At 41.0% G+C, this 18452-nt stretch carries 14 protein-coding genes; 7 read left to right on the top strand and 7 right to left on the bottom strand.

Features of this window, described 5'->3' with window-relative positions:
* Complete coding sequence (locus F1E73_RS03980; protein ID WP_150451150.1) at positions 1-2514, top strand: TonB-dependent receptor domain-containing protein; 2514 nt, start codon at positions 1-3, stop codon at positions 2512-2514.
* A 387-nt stretch (positions 2515-2901) separates the two neighbouring features.
* Here the strand turns inward: F1E73_RS03980 and F1E73_RS17565 are convergent, their stop codons facing one another.
* From F1E73_RS17565 to F1E73_RS03965, 4 genes are all read right to left on the bottom strand, one after another.
* The gene (locus tag F1E73_RS17565; protein ID WP_086476892.1) at positions 2902-3075 is read right to left on the bottom strand and encodes a hypothetical protein; all 174 of its coding nucleotides are present in this window, start codon (positions 3073-3075) and stop codon (positions 2902-2904) included.
* Between the two features lie 195 nt (positions 3076-3270).
* Positions 3271-4590 carry a dicarboxylate/amino acid:cation symporter gene (locus F1E73_RS03975; protein ID WP_086476893.1) on the bottom strand — a complete coding sequence of 440 codons (1320 nt, stop codon included), beginning with the start codon at positions 4588-4590 and terminating at the stop codon, positions 3271-3273.
* Positions 4591-4654: 64 nt separating this feature from the next.
* On the bottom strand, positions 4655-5719 hold the full coding sequence (gene aroC / locus F1E73_RS03970) for a chorismate synthase (protein ID WP_086476894.1): 1065 nt from the start codon (positions 5717-5719) through the stop codon (positions 4655-4657).
* 175 nt (positions 5720-5894) lie between these two features.
* Positions 5895-8795 (bottom strand): FAD-binding and (Fe-S)-binding domain-containing protein, encoded by a 2901-nt coding sequence (locus F1E73_RS03965; protein WP_150451149.1) that lies wholly within the window; start codon positions 8793-8795, stop codon positions 5895-5897.
* A 104-nt stretch (positions 8796-8899) separates the two neighbouring features.
* Between F1E73_RS03965 and F1E73_RS03960 the strand changes: the two genes are divergently transcribed.
* Both F1E73_RS03960 and F1E73_RS03955 read left to right on the top strand, forming a co-directional pair.
* Positions 8900-9409, top strand: coding sequence for a hypothetical protein (locus F1E73_RS03960; RefSeq protein WP_086476896.1), 510 nt, complete (start codon positions 8900-8902; stop codon positions 9407-9409).
* A gap of 111 nt (positions 9410-9520) precedes the next feature.
* Positions 9521-10651, top strand: coding sequence for a TlpA disulfide reductase family protein (locus F1E73_RS03955; RefSeq protein ID WP_086476897.1), 1131 nt, complete (start codon positions 9521-9523; stop codon positions 10649-10651).
* 69 nt (positions 10652-10720) lie between these two features.
* Here the strand turns inward: F1E73_RS03955 and F1E73_RS03950 are convergent, their stop codons facing one another.
* Positions 10721-11371 carry a rhomboid family intramembrane serine protease gene (locus tag F1E73_RS03950; RefSeq protein WP_150451148.1) on the bottom strand — a complete coding sequence of 217 codons (651 nt, stop codon included), beginning with the start codon at positions 11369-11371 and terminating at the stop codon, positions 10721-10723.
* A 59-nt stretch (positions 11372-11430) separates the two neighbouring features.
* Between F1E73_RS03950 and F1E73_RS03945 the strand changes: the two genes are divergently transcribed.
* Positions 11431-12318: a lysophospholipid acyltransferase family protein gene (locus tag F1E73_RS03945; protein ID WP_150451147.1), complete on the top strand. Its 888-nt coding sequence runs from the start codon at positions 11431-11433 to the stop codon at positions 12316-12318.
* Positions 12319-12848: 530 nt separating this feature from the next.
* On the opposite strand, the gene F1E73_RS03940 is transcribed toward F1E73_RS03945, so the two are convergent.
* Together F1E73_RS03940 and glmM are read right to left on the bottom strand one after the other, a co-directional pair.
* A complete protein-coding gene (locus F1E73_RS03940; protein ID WP_086476900.1) occupies positions 12849-13643 on the bottom strand; it encodes an endonuclease/exonuclease/phosphatase family protein in 795 nt (264 codons plus the stop codon).
* 92 nt (positions 13644-13735) lie between these two features.
* Positions 13736-15124 carry a phosphoglucosamine mutase gene (gene glmM, locus F1E73_RS03935; protein WP_086476901.1) on the bottom strand — a complete coding sequence of 463 codons (1389 nt, stop codon included), beginning with the start codon at positions 15122-15124 and terminating at the stop codon, positions 13736-13738.
* A 96-nt stretch (positions 15125-15220) separates the two neighbouring features.
* Here glmM and F1E73_RS03930 point away from each other — a divergent pair, with 96 nt between their 5' ends.
* Genes F1E73_RS03930 through F1E73_RS03920 form a run of 3 tightly spaced genes read left to right on the top strand, consistent with a single transcriptional unit; the run spans position 15221 to position 18252 of the window.
* The gene (locus F1E73_RS03930; protein ID WP_150451146.1) at positions 15221-15820 is read left to right on the top strand and encodes an acyl carrier protein phosphodiesterase; all 600 of its coding nucleotides are present in this window, start codon (positions 15221-15223) and stop codon (positions 15818-15820) included.
* Between the two features lie 27 nt (positions 15821-15847).
* Complete coding sequence (ggt, locus tag F1E73_RS03925) at positions 15848-17536, top strand: gamma-glutamyltransferase (protein WP_150451145.1); 1689 nt, start codon at positions 15848-15850, stop codon at positions 17534-17536.
* A gap of 11 nt (positions 17537-17547) precedes the next feature.
* Positions 17548-18252 (top strand): hypothetical protein, encoded by a 705-nt coding sequence (locus tag F1E73_RS03920; RefSeq protein ID WP_150451144.1) that lies wholly within the window; start codon positions 17548-17550, stop codon positions 18250-18252.
* Positions 18253-18452 lie beyond the last annotated feature (200 nt).

The following is an 18452-nucleotide window of genomic DNA, read 5'->3' as shown; positions in this document are numbered from 1 at the left end:
ATGAGAAAACTACTTCCGGTAACTTTATTACTTTTAGCATTAACTGCTTATTCACAAGGCCCCAAAGAACCCCAAAGACCAGTAAATATTACCGGTACTGTCATTGATGAGGAAACCCAGGAACCCTTAGAATACGCAACCTTGGTTTTACAGAGTGTTAACAATCCATCGCAAATTACAGGGGGAATTACAGATGCCTCCGGAAAGTTTGATGTAGAGGCAGCTCCCGGTAATTACAACCTCAGTATAGAATACATCTCCTACAGATCATATAAAGTAGATAATTTCAGTTTAAGATCCCCTTCGGACCTTGGTGTTATCCAATTGAGTTTGGATGTAGCGCAATTATCAGAAGTGGAAGTAGTGGGTGAACGCACAACCGTTGAACTACGATTAGATAAGAAGGTTTATAATGTAGGGTCTGACCTAACCGTTAGGGGAGGTTCCGTAACCGATGTTTTAGACAATGTACCTTCTGTCTCCGTAGATGTGGAGGGCAACATAAGCTTACGTGGCAACGAAAGCGTTCGTATATTGATCAACGGCAAGCCTTCTGCCCTCTCTGGCTTAAGTCCGGAGGCATTGCAGCAATTACCTTCCGATGCTATTGAAAGGGTGGAGGTAATCACCAACCCCTCTGCGCGCTATGACGCCGAAGGTACCGCAGGTATTTTGAACATTATACTGAAGCAAAGCAAAACTGCCGGACTCAATGGGTCTGTGAATGTTTATGCAGGTCATCCGGATAATTATGGTGGAGCGGTAAGTCTAAACCTTAGAAGGGATAACTTTAATATTTTCACCAATACAACCTACCGCTATAGAAGTGGACCAGGAAATGCTTTGTTTCAACAAGAGAACTTTGGCAGTAATGGGAATACCTTAAGTTTTCAGGATGAGATTAGGGATTACCAGCGAAAGGATAAAAGCTTTAATACCAATATAGGGTTCGAATTGTTTTTGGACGAAACTAGCAGTATTACCAACTCTTTCGTATTTGGAAAATCGAACGGAGACAATACCGTAAACGTAGATTTCTTCAATTTTGACGCCGATAGAAATCCCACTATCAGAAGGAATAGATTTACGGTAGAGGACGAATTTGAGGAAGAGGTTAAGTACTCCCTAAACTACCAGAAGAAATTTAATGATGACGGTCACGAACTTAAGTTCGACTACCAGTATTCTAAAGGGGTTGATGATGAGAATTCCCTTATATCGGAAATAATCCTGGGAGACAATATAGATTTGGATACCGAAAGAACCATTGATGCCCAAACACAGGTTTCACAATTGCTTCAAATGGATTATGTACTCCCGTTTGGGAAGGACAATCAATCTCAATTTGAATTTGGTTATCGCGGTACTTTCAACAACAACAATACAGATTTCGATTTTGGACTATTGCAGCCGGATGGTAGCTTTAGCAATGACCCCAACTTTACCAACGAATTAAACTATAAGGAATATATAAACGCTGCCTACACACAGTTAGGAACCAAAATTAACAAATTCAGTATTTTGGCTGGACTACGGGTGGAAGCTTCCGATATAGAAATAGAATTGGTAAACAGCAATGATGTTACCAATAAAGACTATGTAAACTGGTTCCCATCCGTATTTTTTGGATATGAATTTTCTGAGACCGAACAAGTCACATTGAGCTATAGTAAGAGGCTAAGAAGGCCATGGTCTAGGTTTATAAATCCTTTCCCCAGTAGGTCTAGTAACACAAACCTATTTCAGGGTAATCCAGATTTAGACCCCACCTTTACAGATGCCTATGATCTAGGGTATTTAAAACGATGGAATAAAATGTCCTTTACCACTTCTGGGTATTTCAACAGATCTACAGGGGTATTCCAATTTGTTGCTAGGGAAACGGGCGATTTTGTATCCATAGAAAATCCCGATGACCCCAATAACCCAATTATAGTTCCGGTACAGGTGCGTAGTCCTATTAACTTAGCAACCGAAGATAGGTATGGAATGGAGTTTACCACTACATACACCCCGAAAAGAAACTGGAGGTTATCTTTAAACTTAAATGCCTACCAAAGGGATTTAGAAGGAAACTATACTTATGTAAATAGCAAGAACGAAACTATTGTTCAAAATTTTGACGCCAATAACTTTGAATGGTTCACTAGATTTAGTGCCAAATTACCATTGCCAGGGAAAATTGATTTTCAGACCAATGTCTTTTACAGAGGTCCATCCAAGGATGCGCAGAGCACCAGAAAAGGCATGTTGAGCTCCGGTTTGGCGTTGAGCAAGGACATCCTTAAAGACAAAGGCTCCATCTCCCTAAACGTGAGTGATATTTTTAACTCCAGAATGCGTAAAAGCGAAACTAGGACAGAAAATGTATTCACCTATAGTGAGTTCCAATGGAGAGAAAGACAAATAACACTGTCCTTCCAGTACCGATTTAATCAGCCTCAAAACCAAAGATCTAGAGACAATAGACCCGGAATGAACGGGGGTGGTGAAGAAATGGATTTTGAAGGATAAGCTAACCTGGATCCTTTAACTCTTACAGTATAAAAAACCTGTGAAGCTTAAAAGTTTCACAGGTTTTTTTATGGCAGCTATTAACCAGCTTCCTAGTTTATTATGAGATCAGTTTTGGGCTGGTTTTAAGTGAGTATTGAGCTAACCTATCTGTTAGAGGTAATCACCTATTAAGAACACTACAAGGCAGTTATAGAACATAAGTGCATTAGCAGTGAGCAAGGGAGACCCTGGCGCCCTCATTACAACAAACCACTACCTATATAAGGAAAGTTTCTAGGGGGTATTATAGAAGGGGATAGGGTAATACGGACGATGTTGAAAAGCAACAAAAAAAGGGAACCGACTGGTTCCCTTGTTTTTAAAAGTTTGTACACTATATATATATTATTCTTCGCGTTGCGCTTTCTTTGCTTCGCGTTTCTCTTTTAAAGCTTCAATAATAGACCCTCCAATCCAGTAGGGAATTACAAAGGTCATAAGGAAAATCATCAACCAAAAACCTGTTAATAAAATGGCTGCAAAAGCTAAAAACCCTAAATATTGGTCAAATTCAAACATGATGGATATGTGTTTAGATATAACGCTACAAATATATCAAAATCTATATGATTATAGCAAGAGTGATTCAAAAATTATTTAAGATAGATTAACTATTCTTGCCTATTCTGGTAGGCGATGTTGCTGCAGTGCTACCTTTCTTTGGAATTCTTAGCCAGCAAGACAAAATAGGGCCTTAAAGAACATAGAATAGCCCTATGCATTATTCTTATTTCTCATTTTATAAGTATCGTCCCAATCCCTAATCTTTGGATCTCCTAATTTACCTACGGATTTAGCCACTATCATGGAAACGGCGGCATCGCCAGTTACATTAACTACTGTTCTACACATATCCAGAGGTCTATCTACCGCAAAAATAAGGGCTAAACCAGCTTCAGGAATACCCGCTTGTGCCAATACGATTACCAACATCACCATTCCAGCACCTGGAACCGCTGCACTTCCAATAGAAGCCAAGGTAGCGGTAGCAATAATTCCTAACTGGGCGGTAAAGCTTAGATCCATCCCAAAGGCCTGCGCAATAAACACGGCTGCAACGGCTTGGTAGAGGCTAGTCCCATCCATATTAATGGTTGCACCAATAGGCAACACAAAACTGGTCACCTCTTCCTCTACGCCCAAATGCTCCTCTACCCGCTCCATGGTAACCGGCAGGGTAGCCGCACTAGAGCTGGTGGAAAAGGCCAAAAGCTGTGCCGGCGATATTCCCGATATAAAAAAGGAAGGAGTACGCTTGGTTACTATATAAACCACTGAGACATACACTCCAATCATCAGAATGAGTCCAATAATGATACAGATTGCATACCACCCCAATGCCTTAAACAGGTCTAAACTAGGTGCTTCTACCACTAAGGCGGCCAATAGTGCAAAAACACCGTAGGGGGCCGCTAGCATAATAAGGTCTATCAGCTTGAGGATTACCTCATTAAATCCGTCAAAAAACTTTTTTACTGGGGCCGATTTTTCTTCCGGAATCAAAATTAATCCTATCCCGAAAAAAATGGCGAAAAAGATAACTTGCAGCATATTGCCATTGTCACTGGCTGCGTTGAATATATTACTCGGCACTAAATCTTCCAGAGCCTGTAAGGGTCCAGCCTCCCTTTGTTGTTGGGCTTGTTGAATCTTGGAATCTGCATCCCCACTATAATTCGCTACCAGTTCGTTGCGGGTATCCTCGCTGATAGAGGCTCCAGGTTTTATTATATTAACCATGGTAAGTCCGATAGACACGGCTATTACCGTTGAAACAACATAAATACTGATGGTTCTACCGCCCATTTTGGACAGTTTGGAGATATCCTTTAAATCGGATACGCCCTTGATTAGAGAAGCCAAGATTAGCGGAACTGCTATGAGCTTTAAAGAATTGATGAAAATATTACCGAAGGGCTTAATCCAATCTGATACCAATTTAGGTCCCCATTCAAATTGAACCATTGCCAGAGCGAAAAGTACTCCAACGACCATTCCCAATAAAATTTGCCAATGCAACTCCAATTTTCTCATAAAAAAAGCCGATTTAGGTTGGAAAGATACTATAATGAATTACAAAGCACCAAAAAATAAGGAGTTATAATTTTATAGTCCGATTAAGCAACGAAAAGTCAGCCATCACCAACGCCGCCATGGCCTCTACAATGGGTACTGCACGTGGCACTACACAGGGATCGTGCCTACCTTTACCTTGTGTGGTCACTTTATTCCCCTCTTTGTCTATGGTTTCATATGCTTGGATTACCGTTGCTACCGGTTTAAAGGCAATATTAAAGTAGATATCCATTCCGTTGCTAATACCTCCCTGAATACCTCCACTATAATTGGTCTTGGTGCTCCCGTCCGTATTAAACTGGTCGTTATGCTCACTTCCTTTCATTTTTACCCCCTCAAAACCACTGCCGTACTCAAATCCTTTTACAGCATTAATAGATAACATCGCCTTCCCTAAGTCGGCATGGAGCTTATCAAAAACCGGTTCCCCGAGACCTACGGGAACATTTTGTATCACACAGCTAATTACGCCCCCAATGGTATCTCCCTGCTTTTTTATTTGCTTGATATAATCTTCCATTCTTGCCGCGGTTTCCTGATCCGGGCAACGTACGGGGTTAGACTCTATTAAATTGAAGTCCAATTCCTGATAGGATTTATCCAGTTTTAATTCGCCCACTTGAGAAACGTAGGCGTGGATCTTCATATCCCCAAGAAACTGTTTGGCAATGGCACCGGCCACTACCCTACTGGCTGTTTCCCTAGCAGAACTCCTTCCTCCACCACGATAGTCTCTAAAACCATATTTTTGGTCGTACACATAGTCGGCATGTGAAGGTCGGTAACTATCTTTTATATGTGAATAGTCTTTGGATTTTTGATTGGTGTTATGAATGGCAAAGCCAATGGGGGTTCCTGTAGTCTTCCCTTCAAACAAACCGGAATAGAACTCCACTGTATCGGGCTCTTTACGTTGGGTAACTATGGCCGACTGCCCTGGCTTACGTCTATTTAAATCTACTTGAATAGCCTCCAAGTCCAATTCAATACCTGCTGGACAACCATCTAGAACGCCACCTATAGCTACGCCATGAGATTCTCCAAAAGTTGTCAATTTAAAAAGAGTGCCAAAAGTATTTCCTGCCATATCCTGTGTAAAGCTATTTGTTTTTATTACTTATAGGCCCTGCGTGGGCATAAACATCCAAAGGTAAATCTTAAAAAAGAGATAGAAAAATGGATGTTGCCCTTATTGACCTAAAATACTAATTATATAAATTTCCTTCTTGTTTATTATGAATCCTGGTTCCCTTACCCAACATCTAGTCCAGTAAGGCCTCCTTAATAATACTAATGGGGTGCAATGCCTTTCTTTTGGTTCCGTCATAGATCTGATGCCTACAACTAGTTCCATTAGCCGCAATGATTACCTCTTCGCTAGTTTTACGCACTGCAGGGAACAGCTTTAGCTCTCCTACCTGCATACTTACCTCATAGTGTTCCTTTTCGTAACCAAAAGAACCAGCCATACCACAACAACCGGAATTAATAATGGAAACGCTATAATTCTCGGGTAGGTTCAGCAAATCAAAGGTTACTTTCTGGTTAGAAATAGACTTCTGATGACAATGGTTATGTATTTTAACCGTTCTCTTTTCGGAGGTAAACGCACTGGCGGTCAACACCCCTTTCGATATCTCCTGGGCTAAGAACTCTTCTATGAGATAGGCGTTTTTGGCAATAGCCTCCATCTTTTCACTATTAATCCCAAAGCGCTTATACTCATCCCTAAAAGTTAAAATGGCTGAAGGCTCTAGTCCCAATACGGGAAGTCCTTGATTTGCAAACTCTATTAAATGCGCTACATTTTTTACGGCCAGTTCTTTTGCCTGCTTTAAAAACCCTTTAGAAATAAAGGTACGGCCACTCTCCGCTAGGAAAAGTTGCACTTCATATCCTAGTCGGGTAAGGACTTCAATGGCGTCCTTGCCCAAATCCACATCCAAAAATTGGGTGAACTCATCTATATAAAGGACTACTTTAGATTTGGTTTTGGGATTCTTTGCTTGCGATGCTTGCAGCAAGGCGCCAAAATCTACTTTATGCACTTTGGGCAGACTTCTTTCTGCTGCTACCCCCAAAGATTTTTTCAACAACCCTCCAAATATCTTGGAATCATAGATCGCATTGGTGAGTCCGGCAATAGTACTCCCCATCCTATTGAGGGCCGTATTATAGGCAAACAGTTTTGCACGTAGCGGATATCCATTCTCTTCCTGATATTGATAGAGAAATTCTGCCTTTAGGGTGGCCACATCTACGTTACTAGGACATTCACTGGAACAAGCCTTACAACTTAGGCATAAGTCAAACACCTCTTTTAATTCGGCATTATCAAATTTATTGGGCTTCTCCGAAGTGGTCAGGAATTCGCGCAAGGCATTGGCCCGACCTCTCGTGGTGTCTTTTTCGTTCTTGGTGGCATGGTAACTGGGGCACATGGCACCTGGCATGTGGTGGGTTTTTCTACAATCCCCACTACCATTACATTTCTCAGCCGCTTTCAATATCCCCTCACTGTCCGAGAAATCCATTAGCGTCTCAATCTCCGGTTCTTCCCTATCTACTTCGTATCGCAGGGACTCATCCATAGGATAGGCATCCACGATTTTACCGGGATTGAATATATTTTTGGGATCAAAATAACTTTTTACGCGCTTTAATAGTTCGTAGTTTTTATCACCGATCATCAGAGGGATAAACTCGGCGCGAACTATACCATCTCCATGTTCCCCGCTAAAAGATCCTTTGTATTTTTTGGTGAGTTTAGCCACATCCGTAGTAATGGACCTAAAAAGGACCACATCTTCAGACTTCTTAAGGTTCAGGATAGGCCTAAGGTGTAATTCACCAGCCCCTGCGTGTGCATAATACACCGCCTCTTGGTCATAGTCCTTCATTATTTGGGAGAACTCCCCAATAAAATCCTTAAGATCTTCCAAGGCTACGGCAGTATCCTCTATACAGGCCACTGCCTTGCGGTCTCCCACAATATTCCCCAATAGCCCTAGACCCGCCTTTCTCAGTTCTATGGCTTTGTTAATATCATCATTTTTCAATACTGGATGTGCATAGCTTCGTCCAGCATTTGATATGGTTTTTAGTAATTGTTGCAACTGTAGCTCCAAATCCTCCTCAGTATCGGACTTCACCTCTAACATTAAAAGTGCAGCGGGGTCCCCAACCACAAAAAAGCGATTTTCCAATTGGGTACGGTTGTTTTTGGTACAATCCAAAATAACCTTATCCATCATCTCACAGGTATGGAGGTTATGCGCCATAAGCGGGGCCACATCACTTAAACAATCCTCCAAGGTTTTATAATGGGTAACCACCATGGCAGAAAGCTTAGGGGGTAAATCGTCCAATTGCAAGACTATTTCTGTAGTAAAAGCCAAAGTACCTTCGCTACCGCTCAATAGTTTACAAAGATTTAACCCTTCACCTTCTTGCCCAAAAACATTGCTTTTAAGCAACTCATCTACGGCATATCCCGTGTTACGCCTATGAATTTGTGGTTTTGGGAATTCGGCTACTATTTCTGCCTGTATCTCCTTATCCATAAGCTCCTTATGAAGGTTTCGGTAAATATCCCCCTCCAAAGTTTCTAACTCCAACTTCCCTAAAAATGCATTTTGGGAGAGCGTGTTAAACGTTACCTTGCTCCCATCGGAAAGTAAGGTGGTCATGGACACTACCTTATCACGGGTTACCCCGTACTGTATGGAGGTAGTACCTGAAGAGTTATTCCCTACCATTCCCCCTATCATACATCGATTGGAGGTAGAGGTATTAGGGCCAAAAAACAGGCCATAAGGCGCTAGGTACTGATTTAACTCGTCCCTAATTACTCCAGGTTGCACGGTAACCTGTTTCTTATCCGTATCCAAGGATACAATTCCAGTAAGGTGTTTGGATACGTCTACTACAATCCCCTCTCCTACACATTGGCCTGCCAAGGAAGTACCTGCTGTTCTGGGTATAAGGCCAATTTGATGTTCGTTGGCGAATAAAATCAACTTCTTAATATCGGCCTCATTTTTAGGGTAGGCAACGGCCATTGGCAACTTTCTATAAACCGAGGCATCTGTGGCATATAAAGTAGTTGTTAATTTATCTACAAACAACTCCCCTTCTAATTGATCTTTTATATAATTTAGCATACTTAAATAAAGCTCAAAACAATTTTGGCCACTAAAATAGGACTTTATTGTTTGACGGTGAGCATGAATTTTTCATTTTTAACTATACTCAAATTTAGAACTCCATGAAAATCTTTAAATTATTTCTTTTGTTGGTGAGTTGCTCTTGGTACTCTCTTAGTGCGCAGGAAATATCGGATCATTCCATAGGTCTTCGTCTAGGGGATAGTGATGGTTTTGGTGCTGAGATTTCCTATCAAAAATCACTTTTCCAGTACAACAGATTGGAAGCCAACCTAGGATGGCGGGATAGTCGCTATTTCAATGCCTTTAAAGTATCCGGACTCTACCAATGGATTTTTCCTATAGACGGGAACTTCAACTGGTATTACGGTGCTGGTGGAGGTTTAGGTAGTGTAGATTTTGTTACTAGGACTGAAGGCGGCAAAGAGCCCTACACCCCAGATGGCGGACTCTTCATTTTTGCTGCTGGAGATATTGGTGTGGAGTACAATTTTGACATTCCCCTATTGATATCCTTAGATTTTAGACCAGAAATTGGCGTGTTGGGTTATAAGAATTTCTCCAACAACTTCGATTTCGATATAGCCTTGGGCATTCGCTACCAATTTTAATTGAAGAAGCAATCATCCACATAAAAAAGCCAAAAGCACCAAGGGGTACTTTTAGCTTTTTTTATTTATCATATATATAAGTACATTTACCCCCAATTAAAATTTTAAACAATGAAGAAATTATTATTATCCCTTTCCGTAGTAGTCGGTCTGGTTGCTTGCAGCGATAAACAGGACGGCTATGTCTTAAACGGCTCGTTGTCTGGAGACGTTGCGGACGGCACCCAAGTATTTATACGGAAAATAAACGAAAGCAATCAACCCTATGATATTGACTCTACCACTGTTAAAAATGGGAAGTTTAGTGTTAGCGGTGCTGCTAACTCCCCAGATTTAATCTATGTTTTTATAGATCAGGTACAGGGATATACGCCTCTAGTGGCCGAAAATGGGACCATTGAATTAACGGCCCACAAGGATAGCCTAAATTTTGCGGAGGTGAAGGGAACAACTCAAAACGACATATTCTTTAAATATTTAGATGAGTCAAGAGCCATATCTGACAAGGCCATGTCCATTCAAAGAGATTTACAGCAGGCTAGCATGAACAAGGAGGAAGCAACTATAAAGTCGCTTCAAGACGAGTTTGGCGAACTACAGGAAGAGTATAAGAAATTTGAATTACAGTTTATTAAGGATCATCCAAACGGACTTATCTCTGCATTGTTAATAGACAAAGTTCTAAACGGAAGAATTATAGAGAGTTCGGAAGCTCAGGAAATGTATGATGCACTTACCTCAGAGATCAAGGAAACGGCTCCTGGCAAACAGCTTGCTAAAAGTTTGGCTGCGGCAAAAGCTAGGGAAGAAAAAGGCAAGAGCACAGCTATTGGTTCTGTAGCCCCAGATTTTTCGGGACCTACCCCTGAAGGCGGTGAAATTTCCCTTAAGGAAGCTATGGGCAAGGTAACAATTATAGATTTCTGGGCCGCATGGTGCAAGCCTTGTAGGGTAGAAAATCCAAATGTAGTAAGGGTTTACAACAAGTACCACGAGAAAGGTTTAAATATCATTGGTGTTTCTCTAGACCGTAAGGAAGAAGATTGGAAGAAAGCCATTGCTGATGACAACCTAACTTGGAACCATATTTCTAGCTTGGATTACTTTGACGATGCCATCGCTAAGCTTTATAACGTAGATGCAATTCCTGCTACTTTCATCCTGGATGAAAATGGAGTGATTATTGCGAAAAACCTACGCGGTCCTGCTTTGGAAGAGAAGATTTCCGAGTTGCTTGATTAAGAATTTGTAGTATAAATAAGTAAGAGGTTTTTAACTCCCTTAAAAAGGAACTAAAGACCTCTTTTTATTTTAGAGCTTATCCAATTTTCCAAGCACAAAAAGAATCAAAATGGGGATGGCCAATAAAATTACCACCCAGGTATCCGTAATAAACAGATCTGGCTTAAACAACAAAGTAGTTAGGAAGCCTCCAATAGCGCCTCCAAAATGTGCCGTATGCCCAATATTTCCCAATCTGGTTTTCATTCCGTATATGGAGTAGAACAAATAAAGTATCCCCAATACATAGGCAGGTAAAGGAATTGGAATAAACATAATTCCCAACCGCATTCCCGGCTCTAATAAGATAGCAGCGTAAAGAATACCAGTAACAGCCCCACTAGCACCCACGGCGCTATAATAAGGTTCTTTCTTATGGAAAAACAAGGCCAAAAGATTACCTGCCACAAGGCTAATGAAATATAGGATTAAAAATTTCCCTGGCCCAAACCAATCAATGACTACCGGAGCAAAGAAAAAAAGCGTAAACATATTGAAGAACAAATGAGAATAGTCTACGTGCAAAAATCCTGAAGTTAACATCCTATCCTTCTGTCCTGCTTGTATGGCCCCCACTCCAAACTTATAGCGTTCAAAAAAATGGGAGTCATTAAAACCCTTTAGGGAGGTTACTATGTTAATGCCAATGATGGCAATAGTAGCTAAATGGATGTCATTCATATTTAAAATGGATTATCTTTGACGCCAAATATAATTATATTTAGCCTAATCCACTTTGCATGCAGCTTCTTGTTTTTCTATTGGTTTATCCCATTCTTTGGATTATTTCCATCCTTCCATACCGACTCTTTTATGCGTTTTCCGATGTGGTTTTTTTTCTGGTCTACCATATAGCAGGATATCGCAAGCAGGTGGTATTAAACAACCTATCTCTTGTTTTCCCAAAAATGGACAGAAAGGAGCTCTTACAGATTAGAAAGGACTTCTACCACCATATGTGCGATATGTTCTTGGAAATGGTGAAAACCATGACCATTTCCAAAAAAAAGGTAAAGCAACGATATCACGTTACCAATATAGAATTGCTACAGGAGATTTTGGCAGAGAAAAGTGTTTTAGCAGTGTGTTCCCATTATGCCAACTGGGAATGGAACGTTAGCATTAACAACTATATAGACGCAAAAGGGTACGCGGTATATCAAAAGATAGGGAATCCTTATTTTGACCGATTGGTAAGAAAGATTAGAGCAAAATGGAACACAGTCCCTATTACCACCAGTGAAACCCCAAAAACTGTACTTTACAACGAGCGAAAAGGAGTTAGAGCCATTTATGGTATGGTAAGCGACCAATCCCCACAAGCACACAGAGCCAACTATTGGAGTGAGTTTATGGGTATAAAAGTCCCCATCTACAACGGTGCGGAAGCGCTAGCTAGAAAACTAGACCTTGCAGTGGTGTTTTTAAAAGTATCAAAAGTAAAAAGGGGGTTTTACGAAGCAGAAGTTATCCCTATTACCCTATCTGGAAAAAATACCGGCGAGCACGAAATAACCGAACAGTTCCTAAAACTTACCGAAGAACAGATAAGGGAAAATCCGGCTTACTACCTATGGACTCATAGAAGATGGAAGCACCGGGATAAGGTTCCTGCCCAGTTTAGCTAGTTACTTTTTCCAGAAGCGAACAACTTAAAACAACTAGTAATTAGATAGTTACACATATCCTTTTTTTTTTTAATGGAAGCTCCCTAGGGAAACACCTTTAGGACCCTGGTGTGTATTCTACTGGGGACAACCCCTATCACCTTTTTCCAACAACGTTTATTGACTATAATAAAAGAGGGGATGACGAAATAGGGAACCTTAGACTTAATAAAAATATTATTCTTTCTCCCTCCCACTATAGTTTAAACCAAGCCTGATATCCGTTATGTATGAATACTAACTATTGCAACCCCTTGAATTTTTGGGATAAAATGTTTGGTATCTACATGGAATTACTCGTTTTGCAAAATAGGGAAGCTTTATGGAGGTGTACATTAGGGTCTTTGTTGCTTTATTCCACAAGGCTGGAAGGGGCAAGGCTGGAAAACAAAATCATAAGCCCTTTATACCCCTTAGTTAGCGCCATACCGGGGCACACCAGACCGCCAAACTAATTCGCAATAATTACCTACAACAAAAGCTTTCCATAACTAAGGAGTAAAGACCAGGGTAGCCATAACTATACAATGATCTGAAGCATAATTTTCACAAAGCACTTGGTAGTCTGTCACCTTCCACTTGGAGGGCAAATTGTACAAAATATGGTCTATGCTAATACGTGGATTATCTGAAGGCCAGGTAGGCAAATTTGCCTCAGGTATATTTGGTTTGGTAAATTCTTTAAGCAGTAATTTTATAGACTGGTCCTTAGTTTCGGCATTTAAATCCCCAGCCAGCACTGTAGGATAAGGGGATCCCTTAAGTTTTTCTACCAAGGCTTTTGCTTGCATTACCCTATCCGCAGCATCTTTTTGATGATCTAAATGAGTTGCAACAAATTGAATAATATTGCCTTGTGCGGTTTTCACTTTGGCAATTAGGGCCGCTCTAGGTTCAGAATTTGGCAAATGGGGCAAGGCATAATTTTCTGTTTCTAGGAAACTATATTGAGAAAGTATTCCTTCGCCATATTCCCCTCCGTCATAATACATAGCACGCCCAAACAGGGAGGCCATTTGGGTTCTATATCCCAATTCAGTAGGCAGATCGTACGCTTTTGCTCTATTAGTCTTAAAATCTACCTCCTGTAGGGCAACCAAATGAGGGTTATAACTGCGAATGACCCCTGCAAGGGTGTCTAAGTTAAAATCGTTTTTAACCGTTGCTCCATGAAGAATATTAAAACTCATTATCCTCAGGGTGTCCGTTTGTGCATTTACCTGACCAATAGCCACCAGCAACGCTCCACAAATAAATAGAAGTATTCTAGTTAGTTTTATCCTCATTTTAATCTTTTAAGAATTTAGGAGCAAAATAAAGGTGCTGGAGTAAACCAACACCTTTTATTTCACTACGGTATATTATATTATTAGGTCCCTTAAAGTCCCGCAACTTCTTTGATTTCCCCTATGATCTTATCAGCAAGGGAATCCGCTTCGGGCTGACTCTTAGCTTCGGTGTAGATTCTAATAATGGGTTCGGTATTAGATTTTCGCAAATGCACCCAATTCTCAGGAAAATCAATTTTAACTCCATCAATGGTGGAAATATCCTCTTCCTTATATTTCTCGGCCATAGCAGTTAAAATTCCATCAACATCCAATCCTGGGGTTAATTCAATCTTTTTCTTACTCATATAGTAACTTGGGTAACTGGCCCTAAGTTCACTTACCGTACCCCCTCTTTCTGCCATTAGCATCAAGAATAGTGCGGTCCCAACAAGGGAATCCCTTCCGTAATGACTCTCAGGATAGATAATACCGCCATTACCCTCACCACCAATTACGGCCTTGTTCTTTTTCATCAAAGAAACTACATTTACTTCCCCCACAGCGGAAGCCTCATAGGTACCCCCATGCTTTTCTGTAATATCTCGTAGGGCTCTACTAGACGATAGGTTAGAGACCGTATTACCCTTTGTTTTACTCAGCACATAATCTGCACAGGCAACTAGCGTATATTCTTCTCCAAACATCTCCCCTTCATTGGTAATAAATGCTAATCTATCTACATCTGGATCTACAACAACCCCAAAATCTGCTTTCTCCTTTACTACTAGGTCGCAAATATCCCCTAAATGTTCCTTTAGTGGCTCTGGGTTATGCGGAAAATGCCCTGTAGGTTCGCAATAAAGCTCTACCACCTCTACCCCTAACTCCCTTAAGAGTTTTGGTATGGCAATTCCTCCCGTAGAATTTACACCGTCTACCACCACTTTAAATTTAGCGGCTTTAATGACGTCTGCATCAACCAGGGAAAGATTTAAAACTTCGTCTATATGGATATCAATATAGGAATCGTTTCGGGTAATAGCCCCCAAGTCATCGACCCCTGCAAACTCAAACGCTTCTTCCTCTGCAATTTCCAATATCTTAGCACCTTGCTTGGCATCCAAAAACTCTCCCTTTTCATTTAACAGCTTAAGCGCGTTCCATTGCTTAGGATTGTGGCTCGCGGTAAGAATAATTCCGCCATCCGCATTTTCTAGGGGAACCGCTATTTCTACGGTAGGAGTAGTAGAAAGATCTAAATCTACCACATCTATCCCCAGCCCTACCAGGGTAGATACCACTAAATTTTGGATCATTTCACCCGATAATCGGGCATCCCTTCCTATCACTACCTTCAGCTTATCCTTTTTAGAATAGTCTTTTAACCAAATTCCGTAAGCAGCGGCAAATTTTACTGCGTCTATAGGTGTTAAATTGTCTCCAGGTTTTCCTCCGATGGTACCTCGGATTCCTGAAATGGATTTAATTAATGTCATTTTTACAAGTATAAGTTTATACAAATATAATTGGTTAGGTTTAATTCTTATGGACCTATGTTGTAAATTCGTTCATTATAACTTTCTTTTGCTTAAATGAATTTTTTAGCACATATATATCTCTCCCATAATGATGACGAAATTACTATCGGAAATTTTATAGCCGACAGTATTCGGGGAAATAACTACAAACATTTGCCCCAAAGAGTTCAGCAGGGAATTGTGCTCCATAGATCTATTGATAGTTTTACGGATGCCCATCCCATCTTTAGGAAGAGCACCAGACGTCTACACCCCCATTACAGTCACTATAGCGGGGTAATCGTGGACATTTATTACGATCACTTTTTGGCAAAAAACTGGGCGAATTATTCAGACGTTCCGCTTGCCGATTACACTGCAAATTTTTATAGTATTTTAGAGGATAATTACGAGATTTTACCTTTAAGAGTACGACGGATGATGCCACATATGATTACTGATGACTGGCTATTAAATTATTCCAAGCTAGCCGGTATAGACGCAGTTTTAAAAGGAATAAACCGTCGTACCCAGAATAAATCCAGAATGAATATGGCCATTGTGGACTTAAAGAAGCATTACGCCCAATTTGAAAACGAATTTACCGAATTTTTTTCGGAGCTAAAAGCCCATGCAAGGGAGGAGTATATCTCCTTGACCAAAACAAAAATTTAAATAAAGAAACATAACTATTTACCGTCTATGAAACTACATCGAATTATTATCGTTTTACTGTTCATTGCTTTCGTTTCCTGTAAAAAAAGTGTTCCCGCACCTACCGGATTGGTTACAGAGAAGGCCATGGTGGTATCTGCCCGTGAAGAAGCTTCCAAAATTGGATCGGATATTCTGGAAAAAGGAGGAAATGCTTTTGATGCAATGGTAGCTACAGAATTGGCACTTGCGGTAGCCTACCCTTTTGCCGGGAATATTGGTGGAGGCGGATTTATGGTGTATAGAATGTCCGACGGTGCATTTGGTGGACTAGACTATCGGGAAAAAGCCCCCTTATCTGCACATAAGGACATGTATCTAGATTCTGTTGGGAATGTTATCCCTAATATGAGCACCTTAGGTGCCACGGCCGTGGGAGTGCCAGGGACGGTAGCTGGGGTAATGGCGGTACATACAAAATTTGGATCCCTGCCATTAAAGAATTTACTAGAGCCAGTTATCGCCTTAGCGGAAAGAGGCGTAGTAGTCACCAAAAAACAAGAAGCCCGATTAGCGAGTTACCGGGATCTCTTTATTGAAGTAAATGGCGACAGCACCTTTTTTGCCCATCCTTTTAAACAAGGAGACACTATAAAGTACAAGGCGTTGGCCAGCACCTTGAGAAAAATTGCAGAAGAAGGGAAAGACGGATTCTACAAGGGAGAGGTAGCCGAAAAACTAAGTGCTTTTATTCAAAGTAAGGGTGGTTTTATCACAATGGAAGATTTAGCCAGGTACGAAGCCAAGTGGAGAGATCCGCTTGCATTTACCTATAAAGATTTAAAAATCATCTCCATGAGTCCGCCCAGTAGTGGGGGTTTTACCATGCAGCAAATCCTAAAGATGATGGAGCCGTACGAAATCTCCAAGTTTGGCCATAATTCTGCCAAGACTATCCAGCTATTTACAGAGGCCTCCAGAAGGGCCTATGCCGATAGGAATTACCATTTGGGCGACCCAGATTTTGTAGAGATTCCCATGGCGGAATTATTGAGCGATAGTTACTTACAGCAACGAATGGCTAATTTTACTTTTGAAAAGGCAACCAAATCCTCCGAAGTTTCCCATGGTGAGGTTGCTATCGTGGAAAGTGATGAGACTACCCACTACTCCATTATAGATTCTTTTGGCAATGCAGTTTCGGCAACCACTACCATAAATGGTGGCTATGGTTCCAAATTATTTTCGGATGAACTTGGGTTTTTCCTAAATAATGAAATGGACGATTTTAGTGCCAAACCAGGCGTTCCCAATATGTTTGGACTCATTGGTGCGGAGGCCAATAGCATTATGCCAGAAAAAAGAATGCTGAGTAGCATGACCCCTACTATTGTAGAAAAAGAAGGCAAGTTATGGATGGTAGTAGGCACCCCAGGCGGGTCTACCATAATTACTGCGGTGGCACAGACCATCCTTAATGGATACGAATTTAATATGGGCATGCAGGCCGCGGTAGACGCACCCCGATTTCATCACCAATGGATGCCAGATAATGTGGTTTTTGAACCTAACGGTTTCTCCCCAGATTTAGTGCAAGAACTAAAAGAAAAAGGATATATCATAAATGAAGAACGCACTCCAATTATTGGAAAAGTAGATGCCATTATGGTATTGCCGGACGGCAGGTTAGAAGGTGGCGCAGACCATAGGGGCGATGATACCGCCGTAGGTTTTTAAGAGATTTAAAAATGATAAAGAAAATTGGAAAATGGGTTTTAGGCACTGTTCTATTATTATTGGTGGTGCTTGGAACCCTATTTGCTATTATGCACGAATCCCGACCCCATGGTATTGTTGGTACGGAAGCGGATGCCCTGGCCAATAAAATGCTCACGGCCCTAAATTATGAGGCCTACAAAAATACCCGTTTCTTAGAATGGTCCTTCGCCAATGACCGTCATCACTATATGTGGGATAAGGAACAGCATCAGGTAACTGTAAGATGGGAAGACTATACGGTAAACCTTCATTTAAAAGATACGAATTTTGGGGAGGTGCTGGAAAGTGGCAATACAATAGATGGATCGGAAAGGGTGAAGATCCTGAAAAAGGCCCGTAAATATTTTAATAATGATTCTTTTTGGTTGGTGGCGCCCTATAAGGTGTACGACCCAGGTACCCAACGAAGTCTGGTAACCCTAGACGACGGCACCCAAGGTCTTTTAGTTACTTACACTACTGGAGGGGATACCCCTGGGGATTCCTATTTATGGTTGTTGAACGGTGAAGGCATTCCACAAAGCTTTAAAATGTGGGTGAACATTATCCCCATCGGGGGATTGGAAGCCAGCTGGGAAGGTTGGCAGTTAACGGAAAGCGGTGCCTGGTTGCCCACTATCCATAAATTAGGTCCTATTAGCCTTGGCTTGGGCACCGTTAAGGGATACAACTAAAAAGTTAACCAACAAATATTGAAGCAATTGAGTCTTTGAAAGGATGAAAATATCCAAATTGTAGGAAAAAGGAAATTATCGTTCAGTGGTTACGTATGAAAATTATAAAATTTAGGTTTTAGAATAAGAAATAGTGCATTTTATCCGTTATCTACGTAATTCATCCTATATTTAGCCACATTAATTCATCAATTTACATC

The sequence above is a fragment of the Arenibacter lacus genome (assembly GCF_008711145.1).
GTDB classification, from domain to species: Bacteria; Bacteroidota; Bacteroidia; order Flavobacteriales; family Flavobacteriaceae; genus Arenibacter; species Arenibacter amylolyticus.
This window is presented reverse-complemented; position numbering and strand designations above follow the sequence as displayed.